Origin of the sequence: Halosolutus gelatinilyticus (genome assembly GCF_023028105.1) — an archaeon.
GTDB classification, from domain to species: Archaea; Halobacteriota; Halobacteria; order Halobacteriales; family Natrialbaceae; genus Halosolutus; species Halosolutus gelatinilyticus.
In genome coordinates this window covers 118,507-139,057 of the sequence record NZ_CP095491.1, presented here as the reverse complement: position 1 = coordinate 139,057, position 20,551 = coordinate 118,507, and the positions used below count along the sequence as shown (strand labels likewise).

Here is a 20,551-nt window from a genome sequence, read left to right as displayed (position 1 = left end):
TCTCGTCAGTATCGCACGCGCGTCGAGACGATCGCGCGACACTGCAAAGCCGTTGATGAGCTGTGACCGCACCGACGACGGAAAAAGGTCTCGTACACGACCTGGCGGTACTCGGCCAGGTAGACCGCCTGTACCCAGCGCGATAACGAAATTCAGTAATCGATTTTTTATCCCCCTGAACATACGATTAAATCGAAGATCATCTGGCGACTTTATACCGCGCGCCGACACCAGAACTGACGCTAAATGAATAATGAATGAACTGACCACGATCGGGTATTCTTACGCCGAAGATTCGGCGGCGCCGGTGATCGGGGCGAACGCAACCGTTCGATCGGGGACGATCATATACGACGACGTCGTGATCGGAGATCGGTTCTCGACGGGCCACTACGCGCTTGTTCGAGAGCGGACCGAAATCGGTGACGACGTCCTCGTCGGGACGAGGACCGTTATCGACGGGGAGACGACGATCGGGTCGAGCGTCAGCCTTCAAACCGGCGGTTACGTTCCGTCGGGGACGGCCGTCGGTGATAACGTATTCGTCGGGCCACACGCGGTGCTCACGAACGATCCGTACCCGATCCGGCGCGAAACGGAGCTCACCGGGCCGACCCTCGAAGATCACGTCTCTATCGGCGCCGCTGCAACGGTGCTCCCGGATGTGACGGTCGGTACCGGCTCTTTCGTGGCCGCGGGGGCGGTCGTCGTCGACGACGTCCCTCCGGACACGTTAGCCACCGGCGTTCCGGCGGAGAACCGATCGCTACCGGAGTCACTTCGAACGAGGAACGATATCTGATGATTCCAATCGCAGACCCAGCGATAAGTGACGATGCGCGAGCCCGCGTCGAGAACGTTATCGACAGCGGAATACTCGCGGACGGATCGGAGGTACGGGAGTTCGAAGCGGAGTTCTCCGACTACTGCGGGGTCGATCACGGCGTCGCGACAGCGAACGGGACGGCCGCCCTTCACGCGGCCCTCGAGGCGGTCGGTATCGGCGACAGCGACGCCGTTCTGACGACGCCGTTTTCGTTTATCGCGACCGCCAACGCGATCCGGTTCGCCGGAGCTGAACCGGTCTTTGCCGACATCGATCCCGGGACGTACAATATGGATCCCCGCGACGCCGAGGCGATCGCTCGAGAACGGGATATCGATGCGATCGTTCCGGTCCACCTCTACGGACTGCCGGCCGAGATGGAGGCGATCTGTGAACTCGCCGCAGAACTCGACGTGCCGGTTATCGAGGACGCGGCCCAGGCACACGGTGCGACGTACGATGGTGAACGCGTCGGCGCAATCGGGGACGTCGCCTGCTTCTCGTTTTACCCGACGAAGAACATGACCACGGGAGAGGGCGGAATGGTCGTCACCGATCGCGAAGCTATCGCCGAATCGGCCCGCCGATTTATCGATCACGGTCGGACGAAGACGCACGAGCACGCGTCTCTCGGACACAACTTCCGGATGACGAATATTGCCGCCGCGATCGGCCGTGCGCAGTTCGAGCGACTCCCCGAGTTCGTCGAAACGCGTCGAGCGAACGCCGCGCGTCTGAACGCCGGCCTCGAATCCACCTCGGTGACCGCGCCGATCGAGCCGGCTCGGACGACCCACGTCTACAACCAGTATACGATCCGCTGCGATAATCGAGAGAGACTCGAGACACACCTGGAAAACCACGGCATCGACACCGGCGTCTACTACCCGACATGCATACACAACCAACCGGCATACGACCGGATCGACGCGACGGTACCGAACGCGGAGGAGGCCGCGAGGGAAGTCCTTTCGCTGCCAGTTCATCCGAACGTTTCGGAGAACGAACTCGAGCGTATCGTCGAGGTGATCAGCGATCATGACTCATGAACGGATCGACGTCGGCGTGATCGGCGTCGGCACGATGGGGCAACACCACGCGCGAGTGTACAACGAGATTCCCGGCGCAAACCTCGTCGGCGTCTCCGACCTCGATGAGGCTCGGGCGCGCGACGTCGCAAGCAAGTACGACACGGAAGCGCTGGATCGCGACGCGCTGTTAGCGGCCGCGGACGCCGTTTCCGTAGTCGTGCCCACCCGCTGTCACTACGAGATGATCGCGACGTGTCTCGACGCCGACGTCGCCACCTTGGTCGAGAAACCGGTCATCGAAGATCTCAGTCGGGCCGACGAGTTGCGATCGCGAGTGGCGTCGGCCGAGGTGCCCGTTCAAGTCGGGCACATCGAGCGATTCAACCCGGCGGTGAGCGAACTCGAACGGATCATCCGCGATCTCTCGATCGTGAGCCTTCGAGCGCAACGGCTCGGCCCGCCGATAACGCGGGAACTCGGGGACAATATCGTGTACGATTTGATGATTCACGATATCGACGTGCTGCTGTCGCTTATCCGGTCCGAGCCCGTCGAAATAGCAGCGACCGGTGTCCGCGGAAACAGACACAGCTCCGCGCTGGTCGAGTTCGATAACGGCGTAATGGCGTCGTTGACGGCGAGTCGAAAAACCCAGCGAAAGGTCCGAACGCTCGAGATCACCGCGGAAGAGTGTTTTATCGAACTCGACTACCTCGACAAGTCGATCGAGATCTACCGAAATTCGGTGCCGGAGTACATCGAGCGGAACGGGGACGTCCGGTTTAAACACGAGAGCATTATCGAACGGCCGACGGTCCCGAACGTCGAACCGTTGCGGAGGGAACTCGAATCGTTCCTCGAGGTGACTGCCACAAACGGGACGCCAGACGTGTCGGTCCAGGACGGTCTGAACGCGCTCTCGGTCGCCTTGGAGATCGAAGCGAAAACCGCAGAATCGGCGACGTCGGAACTGGCCAATCTGGGTGATGACTGATACGACAACGCGGACGCGCGTCGGGGCGCTGTACGGGACAGCGGTTGACGAGAGCGTTCAACGACGGTCGTTCACGAACGGAAACGTTCCCGTGGCGGTCTACGGGCTCGGTAAAATGGGGCTGCCGTTAGCGGCAGTGTTCGCGGACGTCGGGGGTAACGTCGTCGGGGTGGACGTCGATCCTAACGTCGTCGAGACTGTCGAGAACGGCGGCTGTCCCGTCGACCGCGAGCCCGGGCTCCGGCAACTCGTCCGCGACCTCGTCTCGACGGGCGCGCTTCGAGCGACGGCGGATCCGCGCCGCGCCGCTCGCGAGGCGTCGATCCACGTCGTCATCGTCCCGACGCCGATCACCAGCGACGACGAACCGGACTTAGCAATGCTTGATACCGCGATCGCCGACATCGCAACCGGTCTCGACGAGGGCGATCTCGTCCTGCTTGAGTGTACGGTCCCTCCGGGAACGACGGGCCGTCGCGTCTCGAATCTACTCGAAGCGGAGTCGGGCCTTTCGCGCGGCGACTTCGGCGTCGCCTTCTGTCCCGAACGAACGTCCTCCGGACGCGCCTTGAAGGATATTCGAGGCGCCTACCCGAAAGTCGTCGGCGGCGTCGATACGGAAAGTAGCCGGGCGGCCGCGGTAGTCTACGACGAGATAAACTCGAAGGGAGTCCTCGCGGTCTCCGACGCGACGACCGCCGAAGCGGTCAAAGTGTTCGAAGGCGTTTACAGGGACGTCAACATCGCGCTGGCGAACGAACTGGCTCGCTTCGCCGACGAACTCGAAATCGACGTTCTCGAGGCGATCGAGATCGCGAACACCCAACCATTTTGCGAAATTCACGACCCTGGCCCGGGAGTCGGGGGCCACTGTATTCCGTACTACCCATACTTTCTGATAGAACCGTTCGAGACGCCCGCTCCGTTACTCACAACGGCTCGCGAAGTGAACGACTCGATGCCGGAGTTCGCGGTCGGAAAGGTGCACCGCGGACTCGAAGCGGAAGGGATCGCGATCGAGGACGCGACCGTGCTCGTCCTCGGGTTAACCTACCGCCCCGGAGTCGAGGAAACCCGCGCGTCGCCGTCGATTCCGATTTCGAACCGGCTGGCGGAATTAGGCGCCGACGTGTACGGCGTCGACCCGCTGCTCGATAGCGTCGAAGAATTCGCCGTCGAATCGGTTGCGCTCGAGGGGATCTATCACCTCGATCTCGACGCCGTCGTAGTGGTAACGCCTCACGAGGAGTTCGACGGTATTCGGTGGTCGGAGTTGGTCGACGACGGCGGGGTCGCGATCGTCGTCGACGGAAGACGATCGCTCGAGTCGAACGAGATCCCGACCCGCGTGTACACGATCGGCCGAGGGATCGAGGAGCGATCCCCGTCGGAGTAACGGCGTTGGACCCGCTCGTGGGCAGTACAGGGTGATCGGACGCGTTCACGCGGCCAGCGATTCCAGGTTCCGTCGGTACTCGCGGGCGATGGTTTCCCACGAGTAGTTCTCCAGAACGTAGGCCCGACTGTTCTGCGCACACCGGTCGTACAGGGCTTCGTCTTCCCGGAACCGCTCGACTGCGGCAGCCAACTCCTCGCCGTCTTCCGGTTTGAACACGATCCCCGTATCGCTGTCTTCGATGATGCGTTCGGCCTCTCCGCGAACGCCGAGCGCGATCGGCGTCCCGCTCGCCAGCGATTCGAATATTTTCGACGGAATCGCCGATCGGAACAGGCTCCGATCTTTCAGGTGAACTACCGACACGTCGGTTACCCTGAGGAAATCCGGGACTTCCCGTTTCGGTCGCCGACCGATAAACAGGACGTTGTCGAGGTTCCGCTCCGACGCCTCCCGTTGGAGACGGTCCGCGTGAGCGCCGAACCCGACGAACACGAATAATAGGTCTTCGGCGGGGTCTGTTCCCCCATCGAATCGTTCCGCGGCGTCGAGCACGACGTCGAGACCGTGAGCGCGACCGAGCGTCCCGATATACGAAACGACGAACCGATCCGCTAATCTCTCCCGGAGTTCCGCGGAAATGTGCCACGAGTCATCGGATCGATCGAAGAACGACGGATCGACGCCGTTCGGATGCACCCAAATATCGTCCGTGTCGACTCCCGTTGACTCGATCCCCGGGACGAAGCCGCGGGAAACCACGGCGATCCGGTCCGCGCGCAGATAGAGGAACGTGACGAGGATATCGAGACCGGTGATGAGAGCGTCGTTATCGAGATCGCTCACAGCTGCGATGCTCTCCGGCCAGAGATCGCGAACCTCGAATACGAATTTAGCGCGGCGAAGGCGAGACACTATCCAGCCGATTACGCCGGTGAACGGTTGCGGTGAGGTGGCGACTACTACGTCCGGATCGAAACGACGAAGGCCGACAACGATCCCGATGAGCATGAACCACACGAACTTTAGCGAACGCCGCACGAACCCCTCGTTGGACGCGGGTATTGTCTTCGTCGTATAAACGGTTACACCGTCGCGTTCCGTTCGAGTGATCCAATCGTTATCGTACCCGTCGTACACTTCTCCCTCGGGGTAATCAGGGGCGCTAGTGAGAACCGAGACGTCGTGTCCGTCCTGCGCCCACCGTTTGGACAATTCACCTACTCGAGTCGGCGCAGCCCCGGTTTCCGGGGGATAATACTGAGTGATAAATAATATGGATAGTGTCTCATTCGATCGGTCCATCATCCCTCCCGTGACGAGCGACGGTCTTATTGTTAGGCATGGTATCTGATCACTATCAGTACCCCGTATGTTCTTTTACGTTTTTTGCTCGTCGTCCCGTCCTTCCCGCAGTTCGGGCGGTAGAAATGCCGATAGAAGCGTCCGTCCGAGATGAGTGTCTAATAGCTCGTCCGCACGCCGTCGCGACCGAAAACCGATGGCGGCGATTCCGGCGACCAGCAGGTGCCCGACGACGACCGCGTCCGAAGACTGGCCCGTCCCGCTCAGGAGCGAGACGAACGCTACCGAAAGGATGAGCCCGCATACCGCTTGGAGCGGATAGTTTCGTCCGATCGATGTAAGCCATTTCGAGCCGCGTACGACACTCGACGTAGACGTATCGACGCGAAGTCGATCGAAAATCCGATCCGCGATGCGGATGCTGAGCCCGCCGATCCGCGCCTCGCTGAGATCGATAACGATCGGTTCCGCGTCCGGTTCCGTCGTGAGCCACCGATAGCTGAACGAGGAGACGACGTATCGGTTGAGTCGCCGCCCGACGGTCGTTAGCCGTGCATGGTTTACCGCTCCTCGGAGCCCTCCCGTAACCGGCCATATCCGTACGATCGCGGAGCGAGCGATAGCCGCACGAACTCGATTGCTCCCCTCGCTAACCAGACGCGCGACGATCGATCGGTCCCGTGCGGCGTCGAACATACGTCGTATATCCTCGCGTCTCTACTCTATTCGCACGACCTCACCTTCCACGGTCATCGTCTCGAAGTTGAGATCGAGCATCGTCCCTACTTTGAGCGGTGTGCCTCTGAAATAGACGCCAGCCTCGGTCTCCGTCGTTCGCAATTCGACGGTTAGCGTCACGTCCTCGTTTCGGGGATGTTCTCGTTCGTAAATCTGCCCGTCGTCGCTCTCGAGCACGACCGCGGCCGGTTCGCTCTCGATCGACTCGATCGTCGCGATCGTTTCGCCGCGGACGGTCTCTGACAGTCCTTCCTCGAGACCGTCCACGACGGCCGTCGAGACGTTTCGAAGTTCGACGTCGACGGTGGTAGCCGTTTCTTCGATCGGGAGGGTCGAATTGTCCGTCCCGAGGTCCGTCACCGTTCCGTTCGTGGCGTACGCGTCCATATCGAGCCTGAGATCGCTTCCGAGTCGAAGCGGTTCATCGCCGACTCGAAACGCTTGCCGTCCTCCGGTCTCGCGGAGTTCGCCGTTGATCTCCGCTCGAATCAGTATACTCGGCCCGGAGAGGGTCGGCGTAATATGGACGTCCGTCACCGTGACGTTGCCGGTGGAGCCGCCGGCCACCGCGACGTCTCCTTCCTCGATTCGGTCAGCGACGTAGTCTGGTTGCTTCCCGAGGTCGATGGTCGCGTATCTCGTCGCCGGTTCGCCGCTCGGTTCCGCTCCCGGATCGTCGCCACCGCTCATAACGACGACGAACCCCGCGATGATCACGGCGAGCAGCAGGACGACTGCGAGTGCGTCGATGACGTTGACGACGCCGAGGAGATTGCCGTTTTCATCGATCAGTTTCATGGTTCGAACGGACGGGGGACGGGACGCAGCCCAGTTTCTCGGTACCGCTTGTTACCGAATCGTCCGCGGTGTCGACCTCGAGTAGCGGTTGTGGGGCGGGTGAACGGGCCGAACGGCGGCTCGAAACGGCGGTCTCGAATCGGGTCCTCGTATACCGGGTTGCAGTGAGCACCGTGAACCCGTTCGACGATCGCGAGCGGGTTTGAGGGGCCGCTGCGAGTCCAACCGGTTGCATAGCACAGGCCACATTGTTGGGTAGTAAATAAGTTCCCCTCGCTCGCAACCCAGAAATAATCCGCCGACCGACGAACAGTTCATTACCGGCCGCGAATCCGGCGGTATCCGACCGTCACACGCTCTTGGCGAGATTCCCCGGCTTATCGATCGACCTAGCCGCTTCGCGATCCAGTAGGATACCAGTTGTAGCTGAACGTTCGCGTCGCGAGGCACGAGCACCGGCGTTCGATCGGTCATGAGCGCCAGCGGTCCGTGTTTCGACTCGCCGGATTCACTCGGCGTGTTCGGAGGTAACCTCTCGTGCGCGAATCGTCCAGAAGCAACCGTGCCTGATCCGGTACGTTCCGCGACGTTCTGATGAACTTACGGGAGCGCTCGCCGACGAGCGCGCTCGAATGCATCGATAGTCCGATCTGTCGTGAGGCGAACATATTCGTCGCGGCGACGTAAACCAGTACTAGCGGCCTCGTTCGCGATCCGTAACTACCGTTCGTCGTCGAGCCATCTGGGCGCGGTGAGCGTGCCGAGCCGCACTCGATATCGAACAGGTACGTTTTCAACGGACCGTATCCGTAACGCCCGCGACGTCGAGGCGGTGGCCGGCCGTTCCGTTTCTGTACCGTTTCATCTCGGGTCACTCGCCCGATAACCGTCTCGAAACTGTCCGGGGGATTTATTGATCGACACCGCGATCCGAATCTATCGTCGAGGACTAATTTTCCGTCCTGAAAGACGCGGCCAACGGTCAGTAGTGCATACCGACGGGACGATCGCGACCGGAGCGTTCGGAGTCGAGTTGCGAGTAGACGCATCTAGCGTTCAGCATATTGTAGATCTCTACTAGATCAGCGGTTTCGGAGATGCAGTACGGGGTCTAGAGAAAGAAGGGAACGGCAACGGAACACATAGTGATACTGTAACGACAGTGGGGAAATACGCACGAAATATGGACATTCACACTCCACGACCAAGCGTTAGCCTTCGGGCGTCTAATCCCGTAATTCCCGCGAAACCGTTTGGCGGGTATAAGTCGGACCCAGTGATGAGAATCGACCGGGCAACGCATCACCAACACGGCACGATCCGCGGTGAGCGGTTGGTGTGATGCGTGGCCCGAAACAGTATCAGAAACTATGAAACTGCAACGGAGCCTCGCAATCACACTGACGGTAGCGCTGTTCGGTGGTCTCTTGTTCATGGGAGCCGCCGGATCGGCTGCGGCACAGGTCAACATCAACGTCGGCGACATCGATCAGGACGCCGATTCCAACGCAACTACGACCGTCGACGTCGACCAGAGCAACGACAACGCGCAGGTAGGCGTCTCCAACGCGAACGCTGATGCGGGTGCGATCTCGGTCGGTAACCACGGCGGTCACACCAAAGACAAGGGTGCTGCTCCTGCCTTCGCCGGTGCCGAAGCCAACTCTGCGGTGCTGCAGGATCAGAACGTCATTCAGGATAACGACGCTGACGTGACCGCGGTCTCGTTCTCCAACGCCGAAAACGAGATCGAATTCGACATCACTGAGGGCGCGTAACCGCTATCCGTAGCGGTTTTCAGCGATTTTTATTATTCGACGCGTTGGCACGCCGACTACGGGAACGACTACGCCGGATCCTCTTCGATGCTACGTCCGCGCTCCGAATCCCGCGGTCGGAACCCGCAGTCGCCGATCGGACGCGGAGTGGAATCCGGCGAGCGGGACGAAGTTTCGGCGCGTCGGCGAGCGTCCGATCGGAGTCGAGTGTCGAGCTCGGAGTGAAACGACGAACCGACGCCCACAGTTCGTACGGCTCCGCCCGCGGTCCGATACGTTCGGCCGCTCGACGCAGCCCGTCGAGAAGTCATTGATGGTTCGCTCGGTGGACCGTTCGACACGGATCGAATCGGACGACCGCCCGGCGCGCTATCTCGTCGAGCGTCCGGTTCGCGCAACGATGGGATTCGATCGGTCGTCGCTCGCGAATCGACGAGACGCGATCGCGCGCTCGTTGCGCGCTTCCGGAAGATGTCAGTCTGGAAGTCCGAGACGATCGGATCGATCCGACCGCGTTGCCGGGTCGAAACCGGTTTCAGGTGGTAGCTAACGGGCGGATACACCGGTTCGAACGGGTCTCCGGGGCGAGCAAACGGTTCTCCCCTATCGATGGAGGCGGTCAGTAACTCACTGTTCCGTCGGGACACATCAGCGTACAGTACGCCTCGTGGTGCGTGACTGTCCGCTTATCACGACTAAAAAAGCGTTTCACGCCCTAATCCGCTGCTTTTCTCGAAACTGTTTGCCGGGTATAAGTGGAACGCAGTGATGAGCCTCGACTGGGCATTGCGTCACATGCGTTTAAAGTCCGTAATGTGTCACCCCTCCATACTCGACTGTCGCGCGTTGGGGGAGGGACCGTGTGACGCGCCGCCCGAAAACAACTCGCCGTGATTCACCATGGAATTCAAACGAACGCTTGCGATTACGCTCACAGTAGCGCTGTTCGGCGGGCTCCTGTTCATGGGGGCCGCCGGAAGCGCCGCAGCACAGGTTAGCATCAACGTCGGCGACATCGATCAGGACGCCGATTCCGACGCGACCACGACTGTTAACGTCGACCAGAGCAACGAAAACGCGCAGGTAGGCGTCTCCAGCGCGAACGCTGACGCGGGCTCGATCGGTGTCGGCGGCTCTGGTGCCGCTGCTGCTGAGGCGAACTCCGCAGTGCTTCAGAACCAGGACGTCACGCAGAGTAACAACGCCGACGTGACCGCGGTCTCGTTCTCCGAAGCCGAGAACGAGATCGAATTCGACATCACTGAGGGCGCGTAACCGCTATCCGTAGCGGTTTCCGGCAGTTTTTCTTTCGGGTACCCCGCGACAGTACAGCGGCTGCGACGGGTGTCCGCTGAGGCCGCTACCGCTGTTACTGTCAGCCCAATATCCAATATATCACGGACAGTTGCAGTATCGAGATCGAGTCGAAAGACGCGATCGGCGCCGCGAATCGGCCGTCAACGGTCGGTACTGAACGGGAGCCGCTCTTCGGCCCGGATTCGGGCCGATTACCGGCGATCGGTCCACGCCGCCTCCGCGCGCGCGAGGATCGTTCGAACGGGAGCGCCCGCGGCCTGCGCGACGCGCGCGGCGTCGTCGTACTCCGCGCTCACGTCGTAGATCTCTCCGCCGGCGTCGCTGGCGATCTTGACCGTCACGTCGTAGCGATCGCCGTCCACCTCCAGCGTGACGGTCTCGAACGATCGCTCAGCGATCCAACGATGGGTCGCCCCCGCGTCTCGAACGCCGAGCGTGCCGGTCTCCTCGGCCAGCCGCCGGGCCACGCGCTCCCGATCCTCGGGCTTGCAGACGACTTTCACGAGGTGACCCGGCCGGGACTTCTTCATCGCGACGGGAAGGACCGACACGTCTCTCGCGCCCGCGTCCGCGAGGGACTCCTGAAGGCCGCCGAGTACTTCGGGCGTCGCGTCGTCGAGGTTGGTCTCGAGGACCGCGATATCGTCTCTCGCGAGTTCGCTCCCGCCGTCGCCGACCAGGACGCGCAGGACGTTCGGGTGGGGATCGAGGTCGTAGCCGCCGGCGCCGTACCCCGCGCCGTCGAGGTCGATCGAGGGAAGCGATTCGACGCCGTCGGCGTAGTAGCCGAGGATCGCCGCCCCGGTCGGCGTCAGGAGTTCCCGGTCGAGGGGACCGCCGCGAAGCGAGAAGTCCGATCGCGAGGCGACCTCGACGACGGCGGGCGTCGGCACGGGGTACTCGCCGTGGCTCATCGAGACGGTTCCGCCGCCGGTCGAAAGCGGCGTCGTGACGATCCGATCGGGATCGAGGTCGTGGACTAGCAGGACGGCCCCGACGACGTCCGCGATCGCGTCGTCGGCGCCGACCTCGTGAAAGTGGATGTCGTCGAGGGATTCGCCGTGGACGTCGGCTTCGGCCTCGCCGAGCAATTCGAAGATCGCGAGCGCGTCCCGTTCGATCGCCGGATCGAGGGCCATCGCGTCGACGATCTCGCGGACCTCGAGATAGCTCCGGTGCGGGCCGTGACCCTCGGCGTGGACGTGCTCGTTTGCTCCGTGCTGGTGATCGTGATTGTGGTGGTCGTGATGATGGTGATCGTGGCGATCGCCGTGCTCGTGGTCGTGATCCTCGTGTTCGTGACCGTTCTCTCCGTGCTGGTGATCGGGTTCTCGGTCGCGATCGCGGCCGTCCGATCGATCGGCGTCGGCGAGGAGGACGTCGACGGCGGTCGCGGAGATCCCGCTTTTGACCGCCTCGTCGATCCGGTATTCGATATCGAGTGCCGTCGTAACGGGATCGAGAACGTCGGGGTCCGCGCCGGCGTCGAGCAGGGCGGCGAGGATCATATCACCGCTGGCTCCCATTCGACCGTCGAAGGCGAGTGTCGTCATACGTATGGGAGAGCGGTGGAACGGCAAAAAGCCACGTCACTCCCGATCGGACGACTAGCCGCGACAAAACCGACCGATGCCGGTACAGCTATGTAGCTGCCTCCCTCATTCTGATATGGTATCATATAACACAGTGATTGGCGCTAGCAAAAGATCTATCCGGCACCGAATCGGAGTGACTGACATCGCCGTCCATCCCGAATCATGAACGAAGTCCAACTGGAGGTTGCGAAGGCATACCCGAACGACTCGGGTCGTGGTATCGCCCGACTCGACCCGGACACGCTGCTCCACCTGAAGCTGAGTCCGGGCGACATCATCGAGATCGAAGGTGCAGACACCACCGCCGCGAAGGTGTGGCGAGCGGATCGGCAAGACTGGAACACGGACACCGTCAGAATCGACGGCTTCACGCGCCAGAACGCGGACGTCGGCATCGGCGAGCGGGTCACCATCCGCAAGGCCGAGGCGACGAAAGCCGACAAACTGGTCCTCGCGCCGCCGGAGGAGGCGTCGGTCCAGTTCGGCTCGGACGCCGCCGGCATGGTCAAACGCCAGATCTTGAAGCGGCCGGTCGTCGGCCGCGACATCGTCCCCGTCATGTCCTCGACGAACCACCCGTTCATGCGATCGCCGGGCCAGGCCATCCCGCTGATCGCCGTCGAGACCGATCCCGAGGGCGTCGTCCTCATCACCGAGGATACCGACGTCGAACTCCGCGAGGAGCCCATCTCCGGCTTTGAGAAGACCGGCGGCGGGATCACCTACGAGGACATCGGCGGCCTCCAGGGCGAGATTCAGCGGGTCCGGGAGATGGTCGAACTCCCGATGAAGCACCCGCAGATCTTCAAGAAACTGGGAATCGAGCCCCCGCAGGGCGTCCTCCTGCACGGCCCGCCGGGCACCGGGAAGACCCTCCTCGCGAAGGCGGTCGCCAACGAGACCTCGGCAAGTTTCTTCTCGATCGCCGGGCCGGAGATCATCTCGAAGTACTACGGCGAGTCCGAACAGCAACTCCGGGAGATCTTCGAGGACGCGAGCGAGGAGTCGCCCTCCATCATCTTCATCGACGAGCTCGACTCGATCGCTCCGAAGCGGGAGGACGTCACCGGCGAAGTCGAGCGCCGCGTCGTCGCGCAGCTGCTGACGATGATGGACGGCCTCGAGGCCCGCGGCCAGGTGATCGTCATCGCCGCGACCAACCGCGTCGACAGCGTCGACCCCGCGCTTCGCCGTCCGGGCCGGTTCGACCGCGAGATCGAGATCGGCGTCCCGGACGAGATGGGCCGCGAGGAGATACTCCAGATCCACACGCGCGGCATGCCGCTGTCCGACGACGTCAACCTCGGCCACCTCGCCGACGAGACCCACGGCTTCGTCGGCGCGGACATCGAGAGTTTGACCAAGGAGGCGGCGATGAAGGCGCTGCGCCGGTACCTCCCCGAGATCGATCTCGACGAGGAGGACATCCCGCCGAGCCTGATCGATCGGATGATCGTCAAGCGCGAGGACTTCCGCGGCGCCCTCAACGAAGTGGAGCCGTCGGCGATGCGGGAGGTGCTCGTCGAGCTCCCCAAGATCTCCTGGGACGACGTCGGCGGCCTCCGCGACGCCCAGGAACAGGTCGAGGAGTCGGTCGAGTGGCCGCTGAACAACCCCGAACGGTTCGATCGGCTCGGGATCGATCCACCGGCCGGCGTCCTGCTGTACGGGCCGCCAGGTACCGGGAAGACCCTGATGGCGAAGGCGGTCGCCAACGAGACCAACGCCAACTTCATCTCGGTTCGTGGGCCGCAACTGCTCTCGAAGTGGGTCGGCGAGTCCGAGAAGGCTATCCGGCAGACCTTCCGCAAGGCGCGGCAGGTTTCGCCGACGGTGATCTTCTTCGACGAACTCGACGCGCTCGCGCCGGGCCGGGGTAACGAAACCGGCTCGAACGTCTCCGAGCGGGTCGTCAACCAGCTGCTGACGGAACTGGACGGGCTCGAGGAGATGGAGAACGTGATGGTCATCGGCGCGACCAACCGGCCGGACATGATCGATCCGGCCCTGTTGCGATCGGGTCGATTCGATCGGCTCGTCATGATCGGCGAACCCGACATGGACGGCCGCGAGCAGATCCTCGAGATCCACACCCAGAACACGCCGCTGGCCGCGGACGTCAATCTCCGGGAGGTCGCCGAGATCACCGACGGCTACGTCGGCAGCGATCTCGAGTCGATCGCCCGCGAGGCCGCGATCGAGGCGCTGCGCGAGGACCACGAGGCCGACGTCGTCGAGATGCGCCACTTCCGCAAGGCCATGGAGAACGTCCGCCCGACGATCACCGACGACATCCTCGACTACTACGAGCGGATCGAAGAGGAGTTTCAGGGTGGTACCACCGGACCGGACCCGACGGGCCGCCGCGGCAGCCGGATCGGCTTCCAGTAACCGGACGCAAAACGGCGATGCCCGATTTTTATCCGATTCATGTCACTGTCGGTTTTCGGCACCTTCAGGGCGGCGTATACCACGCTGAGTTGGCACCGAAGCGTTCGTCCGCCGTTACACAGCTCGCCGACGCCGAACGGACCGTGGCTCCGTCCGCCGATTGTCGTCGACCGAGTCGAGCCGTATTGTTCCCCTAACGGAGGACGATTTTCGGTAGGAGCCGCTGTCAGCCGGCGTTATCGCGTCTTTCCACCGATCTCTCTCCGCTCACAGCTGTTCGATGGCTGATAGGCCGCCGTTCGTTCAGTTCGCGCCTTATTCGTGTGAATTAGTACCAAACGATCGAAACGGTCGGGGCGATATATGTGTCCCACCGTGAAATCGTGGCGCGGGTCAGTCGTTCCATGTCGAAGTCCCCTGCTGTCCACGATCGGCAATCCGCGGCGCCAGACGAGTCCCACAAGAGCACCGGCGACCGAGGCGTCCTCGAACGCACCGTCCCCTCACTCGCAACCCCGATCCGGCGCACGGGATTCTGGGCGGCGATCGTCCTGCCGTTCCTGTACGTCCCGCTGCTCGCGACCGGGCTGTCGAGCTCGAGCGAAACCATGACCTTTCTCGCCCTACTCGCCGTGAATCTCGTCGCCCTCTACGTCGGGCACGCGCACAGACGCTGACGATCGCCGCCCCCGGGCGGCCCCGATTCGGCGACCGGACACCGTTACTCGCCCGAGTACTGTCGGCGAACGTGACCGAACTCCTCGCGGAGCGCCCGCCGTTTCACGAGAACGAACCCGACGGCGATGAGCAGGAAGCCGAACACGGTCGTCGCGTCGACGACCTCGTCCAGGAGGAGCCAGCCCATGACGGCGGCGAAGATCGGCGCGACGTAGGAGACCATGTTGATCTCGACGGCGCCGAGCCGTTCGAGCAGGTCGAAGTACAGCAGGAAGCCGAACGCGCTGGCCACGAGCGCGAGATAGCCCAGCGCGACGAGGGCCTCCGGACGAGCCCACGTCGCCGGCTCGATCGGTTCGCCGAGGCCGAGACTCGCGGCGTGCATCGCGAGCGCGCCGCCGAGCATCGACCACGCTTCCATCGTCTCGATCGGGAGCGAGGCGTCGATCCGTCGGGTGAGAACGCTCCCGAACGCGAACGAGGCGGCCGCACAAAAGACGAACAGCTTCGCCACCACGTCCGCCGCCAACAGGTTCGACGGATCGGGCTGTGCGATGACCGCGACGCCGGCCAGTCCGACGACGACGCCCGCGACGCCGACGGCCGAGAGCGCGTCGCTGGGAACCAGCGCGCGGGCAAAGCCGGTCGTCAGCACCGGCGAGAGGCTCACCAGGATCGCCGCGGCCGCGGCCGTCGTGTTCTGCTGGCCGACGAACAGGAACGCGTGGTACGCCGCGATCAGGAACACGGCCCCAACACCGACGACGGCCCACTCGGCTCCGCCTCGGGGGATCCAGTCGTCGACCGCGTACGCCGCGTAGGCGAGCATAAGGACGCCGGCGACGTCGTAGCGCAACGCCGCGAACAGCACCGGCGGAAAGTACTCGAGGCCGGCGCTGATCGCGACGAACGCCGTCCCCCACACCGCAGCGAGCGTCAGGAAGAGTGCGAGATTCCGGTATCGACTCACAGTGGTGCTCGTCGGAGTCGGCTCCTATGCGTTTCGATTCGACGTTCCTCGCGACGCGACGAGGGCGACGATCGAGAACCGGCGAGCGCTCGGACGGGGATGCGATCGAAAACGAGTCCGCACCGCGAAGAAACTGCTCGGGCGCGAGCCGAATCAGAGAGGCGGTCGCTGTCGGAGTTCCGGGACCTCTTCGGTCTGTTTGAACTGCTCCAGCAGCGGCCTGATATCGTCGAATCCCTCCGCGAGAACGACGTCTCCGCTTCGCAGGTCGTACTCGATGATGTCGTAATCCGCGAGTCGCGGGAGATGGTTGTGGACCATCGTGACGTACACTAACTGTCGGGCGTCTTTCCCGACCTGCGATACGGGCACGTCTCGCTCCCAGGCTGCAATCTGCCCCGTGAAGTCTTCGAGGTTCGCAGACTCAGTTTCTGCCAGCAGGTAGAGGAGGTATCGGCGTTCGGACTCCGCGAGCAGCGAACATGCCGCCTCCATTCGTGTGGCATTCGCCCGGTTCATACACCCTCCAGGCACCCACGGGTATTACACCCGTTGCCTAAAGAGATTGGATCGTGGCTGATCTCCCGGCGCCGTCCGGGCGCGGACGGCCGCGCCGGCTCTCGATCGAAACTGGCTCCGTTCGGCGGGTTACGGTCCGGATGCGAGCACCTCGACGATCGCGCTCGTGAGCATCAATCCCCCGCCGAACCCGCCGACCCTCGCCATCGCGCGCCGGGACTTCGCCTCCGTCCAGTCGGTGTTCGTGTCGAGGTGATTTTGCATCGTTTCGATTCCCCGGCCAGCCATCACCGATCCCGACCAGCCGAGCAAGCCGATGCCGAGCGCGAGCGCCCCGATCGCGAAGGCGAGTTCCGTCGCCCGGGTCGGCGTCGTTCCGGTTACGACCAGCGCGGCAATGGCGAGGGCGGCGACGCCACCGCCGACGGCGAGCGCGTCGACGACGAGTCGGACCCGGCGCATCGGTCCCGTCACTCGACCGTATCCTGCATCCGCGGGTCGAGCGCATCGCGCATCCCGTCGCCGAGCAGGTTGAACCCGAGGACGGTAATGGCGAGGAACAGCCCCGGGAAGAAGGACATCCACCACTTCCCGGTGAGCAGGCCGTTCTTGACGCCGTTCGAGAGCATCAGCCCCCACGACGGCGTCCCTGCCTGGGCTCCGAACCCGAGAAACGACAGCGCGGCCAGGTCGATAATGGCGAGTCCGAAGTTCAGCGTCGACTGGACGGTGATCGGAGCGAGCGTGTTCGGCAGGATGTGCCTGAAGAGGACGCGCGGATCTCTCGCCCCGAGCGCGACGGTCGCGTCGATGTACTCGTCTTCGAGTACCTTCAGCGCCGCTCCGCGGACGACGCGCGCGAACCGCGGCGTGTACACCAGTATCAACGCGATGACCGCTTTCCAGAGGCCGGCCCCGAAGATAGCCACGAGCGCCAGCGCCAGCAGGAGGGAGGGAAACGCCAACAGAACGTCCATCGTCCGCATGATGACGTTGTCGACCCAGTCCCCGTAGTACGCGGCAACGATTCCCAGCACGACGCCCGCGGCGGTCGAAGCCCCGACCGTGATCGTCCCGAGCTTCAGCGCGATCCACGCGCCGTACAGCGTCCTCGTGAAGATGTCTCGCGCGGAGGCGTCGGTCCCGAAGAGGCCGGTCGACTCGGCGCCGCCCGCCCAGTACGGCGGAGCGCGGCTCGGAATCGTCCCGCCGAGACGCGAACTCGCCAGGGCGTCGACGTCGTAGAACACCCGTGCGTAGATGGCGACGAGAAACATTCCGCAGATGATCGTAAGCCCCAGGAGGGCGAGTCGGTTCGAGAGCAGTTCCGAGAGGAACGGCGAGTTCCGCAGCCGATCGAGGGAGCTTCGGGTCTCGGTCTTGGGTGTCGCTGTGTCAGTACTCATGTTATTGCTGGATACGTGGGTCGAGGTAGCTGTACGTGAGGTCGACGCCGAGGTTGACGAGGGTGAACAGTAACGCAAACGTCAGCACGATACCCTGGACGACCGGGTAATCGCTGTCGCTGATCGCCTCGACGAGGGTCGTCCCGACGCCGCCGATTCCGAACACCGTCTCGGTCAACACCGCGCCGCCGAGCAGGGTCCCGAACTGGATCCCGATGACGGTCACGACCGGGATGAAGGCGTTCCGGAACCCGTGTTTTAGAACGGTGATCTTCGTGCCCTGTCCTTTCGCGCGAGCCGTCCGGATGTAGTCCTGTCTGATGACCTCGAGCATCGACGAGCGCATCATCCGGGAGATGAGCGCCATCGAGTAGACGCCGATGGTCACCGACGGCAGGAACATGTGGTGGACGGCCGACAGCCACGCGTCCAGTCGCCCGAGCAACAGCGTGTCGAGGAGGATAATCCCCGTCAACGGGAGCTCCTTCCCGAACAGACTCCAGGTGTCCGGGAGGAAGATCGTCGATCCGATGCGGCTCCCGGCCGGAAAGAGACCGAGGTAGGCGGAAAAAAGCAGGATGAGCAGCGGACCGGACCAGTAGATCGGAACCGAGATTCCGGTGAGCGCACCGATACGGGTGAGGTGGTCCGTAAGCGAGTCCTGCTTGACCGCCGAGAGCACGCCCAGCGGGATGCCCAGCATGATCCCGATCGCCTGGCCGTACAGCGCCAGTTCGATCGTCACGGGGAACCGCGTGGTGATGACTTGCCGAACCGGGTTCCCCTGGGAGACCTTGTACGATTCGCCGAACTCGAACTGCGCGGCGTCGAGCAGGAATCGCCCGTACTGGACGTACAACGGATCGTTCAGCCCGAGACTTTCACGCACCGCCTCGACCTGCGACGCCGGCGCTCGCTGCCCGACGATGAGGCGAGCCGGATCACCCGGCGAGAGGTGGAGGATGGCAAACACCAGCGACGCCACCCCGAACAACACCGGGACGAGCAACAACAGCCGCTTCACGACGTACCGCTTCGAAACCATAGTGTGAGTTTATATGAACGTATTGCGGACCGGATAAAGCGCTTATTATCCGGCGGTATCGACACCGGTCAGTTCAGCGAGACCTGGTTGAGGAACGGGCCGCCGACGGAACTGATCGTATACGAGTCTTCGGCGACTGCCTCGTTCGCGGCGCGCAGCGTCTGTGCGTAGTCGATGAACACCCACGGCGCTTCCTCGCGGACCAACTCGCTCGCCTGGTGATAGAGTTCCTCCCGCGCGGCGTCGTCGTAGGTCGCCTGCGCCTCGCGGACCAGTTCCATGTAGTCGGTGTTGGCCCACGCGGACACGTTGAGGGGGCTGTACCCCTCGGTGTCGAAGCTGACCCAGTCCTGGTCCTCGGGAACGGCTTCCAGATCGACTTTCGGGTCGAGCAGGACGTACATGAAGTTGTCCGGATCGGCGTTGTCCGTGTACCAGCCGAGGAAACACGCGTCGTGGCGGCCCTGATCGGTGTAGTCGAGGTACGAACTGAAATCCGAGAACTGATTGATCTCGACGCTCATCCCGATGTCCTCGAGGTCGGATTTGACCTGGTTCGCCGTCTCGACGGGACTGGGGTTGTATCCGCGGGGGTTCGAGAACGTAGCGAGTTCGAAACTGAGGCCGGTCGCGCCGGCCTCTTCCAACAGCGACTCCGCTTCCTCCTTGTCTTGTGAGTACGGGTCGAGATCGTCGTTGTGCCCCAGCACGTCCGGCGGGAGCGGCTGACTGGATTGGCTGGCGAACCCTTCGTAGATGTCGTTGACGATCGCCTCGGTGTTGACCGCCATGCTGACGGCCTGGCGGACGCGCCTGTCACGGAACTCCTCGACGCGCGCCATGTTGAACGCCATGTACCCGGTGTTGATGCCGCTCTTCGAGAGCAACTGCGCCGTCTCCGCGTCGTCGGCCTGCTGGGAGGACTGGGAGTCGAGGTTGTCGGTGATGTGAGAGTCACCGTTGATCACGTCCTGGACGCGCGTGGAGTTCTGCCCGATGGTCTTGAACACGACCTCGTCGACGTTCGGACCGTCGCCCCAGAAGTCGTCGTTAGCGGAGAGACGGACGCGCTCGTTCCCGTTATCGAGGTCCTCGAACGTGAACGCCCCGGTGCCCTTCGGATCAGTACCCAGGTCCGTCTGGTCGCCGAGCGACTCGATCTGCTTTTTCGAGAGGATCGCCGCGGCGAACATCGCCAGGTTGCGCAGGAACGGCGCGTACTGCTGGGTCAGCTCGATCGAGAGTTCGTAATCGGACTCGACCTCGACGCTTTCGACCCAGTTCCCGAACGTGAACGGCCCGTACCCGGATCGGTTCTCCTCACCCAGGTAGTGTTCGTAGTCCTCGTCGATGAACCGGCGGATGGTCGCGCGGACGTCCTCCGCCGTGAGCTCCTCGCCGTTGTGGAAGGTCACGCCCTCGCGGAGCGTTATCGACGCCGTCGTCCCATCGAGATTATACTCCGTCGCCAACCCGTCCACGAGCTGGCCGCCGCTGCCCGGCTCGAACTTGACGAGTTGGTCGAAGATCTGGTTCGTGACTTTCGCGACCTCGCCGCTCGTCGTCTGCTGCGGGTCGTAGTTCTCGGGGTGATCACCGCGAGCGTAGACGAGCGTCCCGCCGCCGTCGCTACCGGTCAGAGACCCGATACACCCCGATACCATCGTGGTTGCGACAGTCGTTCCTCCTGCAACTTTCAAAAAGTTTCGACGATCGATATCGCGTGGCATGCCCCGTGGGTTGCTGTAGAATAATTATAAATAT

The 20,551-nt window shown here is 62.9% G+C and carries 17 protein-coding genes; 8 read left to right on the top strand and 9 right to left on the bottom strand.

Annotated elements, in window-relative coordinates; all coding sequences use genetic code 11:
- Nucleotides 1-253 precede the first annotated feature (253 nt).
- Genes MUH00_RS00740 through MUH00_RS00725 form a run of 4 tightly spaced genes read left to right on the top strand, consistent with a single transcriptional unit; the run spans nt 254 to nt 4,247 of the window.
- Nucleotides 254-802: an acyltransferase gene (locus tag MUH00_RS00740; RefSeq protein ID WP_247001690.1), complete on the top strand. Its 549-nt coding sequence runs from the start codon at nt 254-256 to the stop codon at nt 800-802.
- Entirely contained in the window at nt 802-1,875 is a 1,074-nt protein-coding gene (locus MUH00_RS00735) for a DegT/DnrJ/EryC1/StrS family aminotransferase (protein ID WP_247001688.1), read from the top strand. Before MUH00_RS00740 ends, MUH00_RS00735 begins: the two co-directional genes overlap by 1 nt.
- On the top strand, nt 1,865-2,851 hold the full coding sequence (locus MUH00_RS00730; RefSeq protein WP_247001686.1) for a Gfo/Idh/MocA family protein: 987 nt from the start codon (nt 1,865-1,867) through the stop codon (nt 2,849-2,851). The genes MUH00_RS00735 and MUH00_RS00730 overlap by 11 nt, the downstream gene beginning before the upstream one ends.
- A complete protein-coding gene (locus MUH00_RS00725; RefSeq protein ID WP_247001684.1) occupies nt 2,844-4,247 on the top strand; it encodes a nucleotide sugar dehydrogenase in 1,404 nt (467 codons plus the stop codon). The genes MUH00_RS00730 and MUH00_RS00725 overlap by 8 nt, the downstream gene beginning before the upstream one ends.
- Before the next feature lie 45 nt (nt 4,248-4,292).
- Here MUH00_RS00725 and MUH00_RS00720 read toward each other — a convergent pair whose 3' ends face one another.
- Nucleotides 4,293-5,552 (bottom strand): glycosyltransferase family 4 protein, encoded by a 1,260-nt coding sequence (locus MUH00_RS00720; RefSeq protein WP_247001682.1) that lies wholly within the window; start codon nt 5,550-5,552, stop codon nt 4,293-4,295.
- A 717-nt stretch (nt 5,553-6,269) separates the two neighbouring features.
- Nucleotides 6,270-7,088 (bottom strand): DUF4330 family protein, encoded by an 819-nt coding sequence (locus MUH00_RS00715; protein WP_247001681.1) that lies wholly within the window; start codon nt 7,086-7,088, stop codon nt 6,270-6,272.
- Nucleotides 7,089-8,458: 1,370 nt separating this feature from the next.
- Here MUH00_RS00715 and MUH00_RS00710 point away from each other — a divergent pair.
- Together MUH00_RS00710 and MUH00_RS00705 are read left to right on the top strand one after the other, a co-directional pair.
- Nucleotides 8,459-8,866, top strand: coding sequence for a hypothetical protein (locus tag MUH00_RS00710; RefSeq protein ID WP_247001679.1), 408 nt, complete (start codon nt 8,459-8,461; stop codon nt 8,864-8,866).
- Nucleotides 8,867-9,766: 900 nt separating this feature from the next.
- Nucleotides 9,767-10,141, top strand: coding sequence for a hypothetical protein (locus MUH00_RS00705; RefSeq protein WP_247001677.1), 375 nt, complete (start codon nt 9,767-9,769; stop codon nt 10,139-10,141).
- A 233-nt stretch (nt 10,142-10,374) separates the two neighbouring features.
- Here the strand turns inward: MUH00_RS00705 and larC are convergent, their stop codons facing one another.
- Nucleotides 10,375-11,736, bottom strand: coding sequence for a nickel pincer cofactor biosynthesis protein LarC (gene larC / locus MUH00_RS00700; RefSeq protein ID WP_247001675.1), 1,362 nt, complete (start codon nt 11,734-11,736; stop codon nt 10,375-10,377).
- A 204-nt stretch (nt 11,737-11,940) separates the two neighbouring features.
- On the opposite strand from larC, the gene MUH00_RS00695 reads away from it, so the two are divergent.
- Both MUH00_RS00695 and MUH00_RS00690 read left to right on the top strand, forming a co-directional pair.
- Nucleotides 11,941-14,169 carry a CDC48 family AAA ATPase gene (locus tag MUH00_RS00695; protein WP_247001673.1) on the top strand — a complete coding sequence of 743 codons (2,229 nt, stop codon included), beginning with the start codon at nt 11,941-11,943 and terminating at the stop codon, nt 14,167-14,169.
- A gap of 404 nt (nt 14,170-14,573) precedes the next feature.
- Nucleotides 14,574-14,846, top strand: a complete 273-nt coding sequence (locus tag MUH00_RS00690) for a DUF8028 family protein (protein WP_247001671.1) — start codon at nt 14,574-14,576, stop codon at nt 14,844-14,846.
- Between the two features lie 44 nt (nt 14,847-14,890).
- On the opposite strand, the gene MUH00_RS00685 is transcribed toward MUH00_RS00690, so the two are convergent.
- The 6 genes from MUH00_RS00685 to MUH00_RS00660 form a co-directional block, all read right to left on the bottom strand.
- Nucleotides 14,891-15,817, bottom strand: coding sequence for a DMT family transporter (locus MUH00_RS00685; protein WP_247001669.1), 927 nt, complete (start codon nt 15,815-15,817; stop codon nt 14,891-14,893).
- Between the two features lie 153 nt (nt 15,818-15,970).
- Entirely contained in the window at nt 15,971-16,336 is a 366-nt protein-coding gene (locus MUH00_RS00680; RefSeq protein ID WP_247001667.1) for a DUF7344 domain-containing protein, read from the bottom strand.
- 129 nt (nt 16,337-16,465) lie between these two features.
- Nucleotides 16,466-16,798, bottom strand: a complete 333-nt coding sequence (locus MUH00_RS00675) for a DUF7268 family protein (protein ID WP_247001665.1) — start codon at nt 16,796-16,798, stop codon at nt 16,466-16,468.
- Between the two features lie 8 nt (nt 16,799-16,806).
- Entirely contained in the window at nt 16,807-17,742 is a 936-nt protein-coding gene (locus MUH00_RS00670; RefSeq protein ID WP_247001664.1) for an ABC transporter permease, read from the bottom strand.
- 1 nt (nt 17,743) lies between these two features.
- Nucleotides 17,744-18,787, bottom strand: coding sequence for an ABC transporter permease (locus tag MUH00_RS00665; RefSeq protein ID WP_247001662.1), 1,044 nt, complete (start codon nt 18,785-18,787; stop codon nt 17,744-17,746).
- 68 nt (nt 18,788-18,855) lie between these two features.
- Nucleotides 18,856-20,451, bottom strand: a complete 1,596-nt coding sequence (locus tag MUH00_RS00660; protein ID WP_425603030.1) for an ABC transporter substrate-binding protein — start codon at nt 20,449-20,451, stop codon at nt 18,856-18,858.
- Nucleotides 20,452-20,551: the final 100 nt, after the last annotated feature.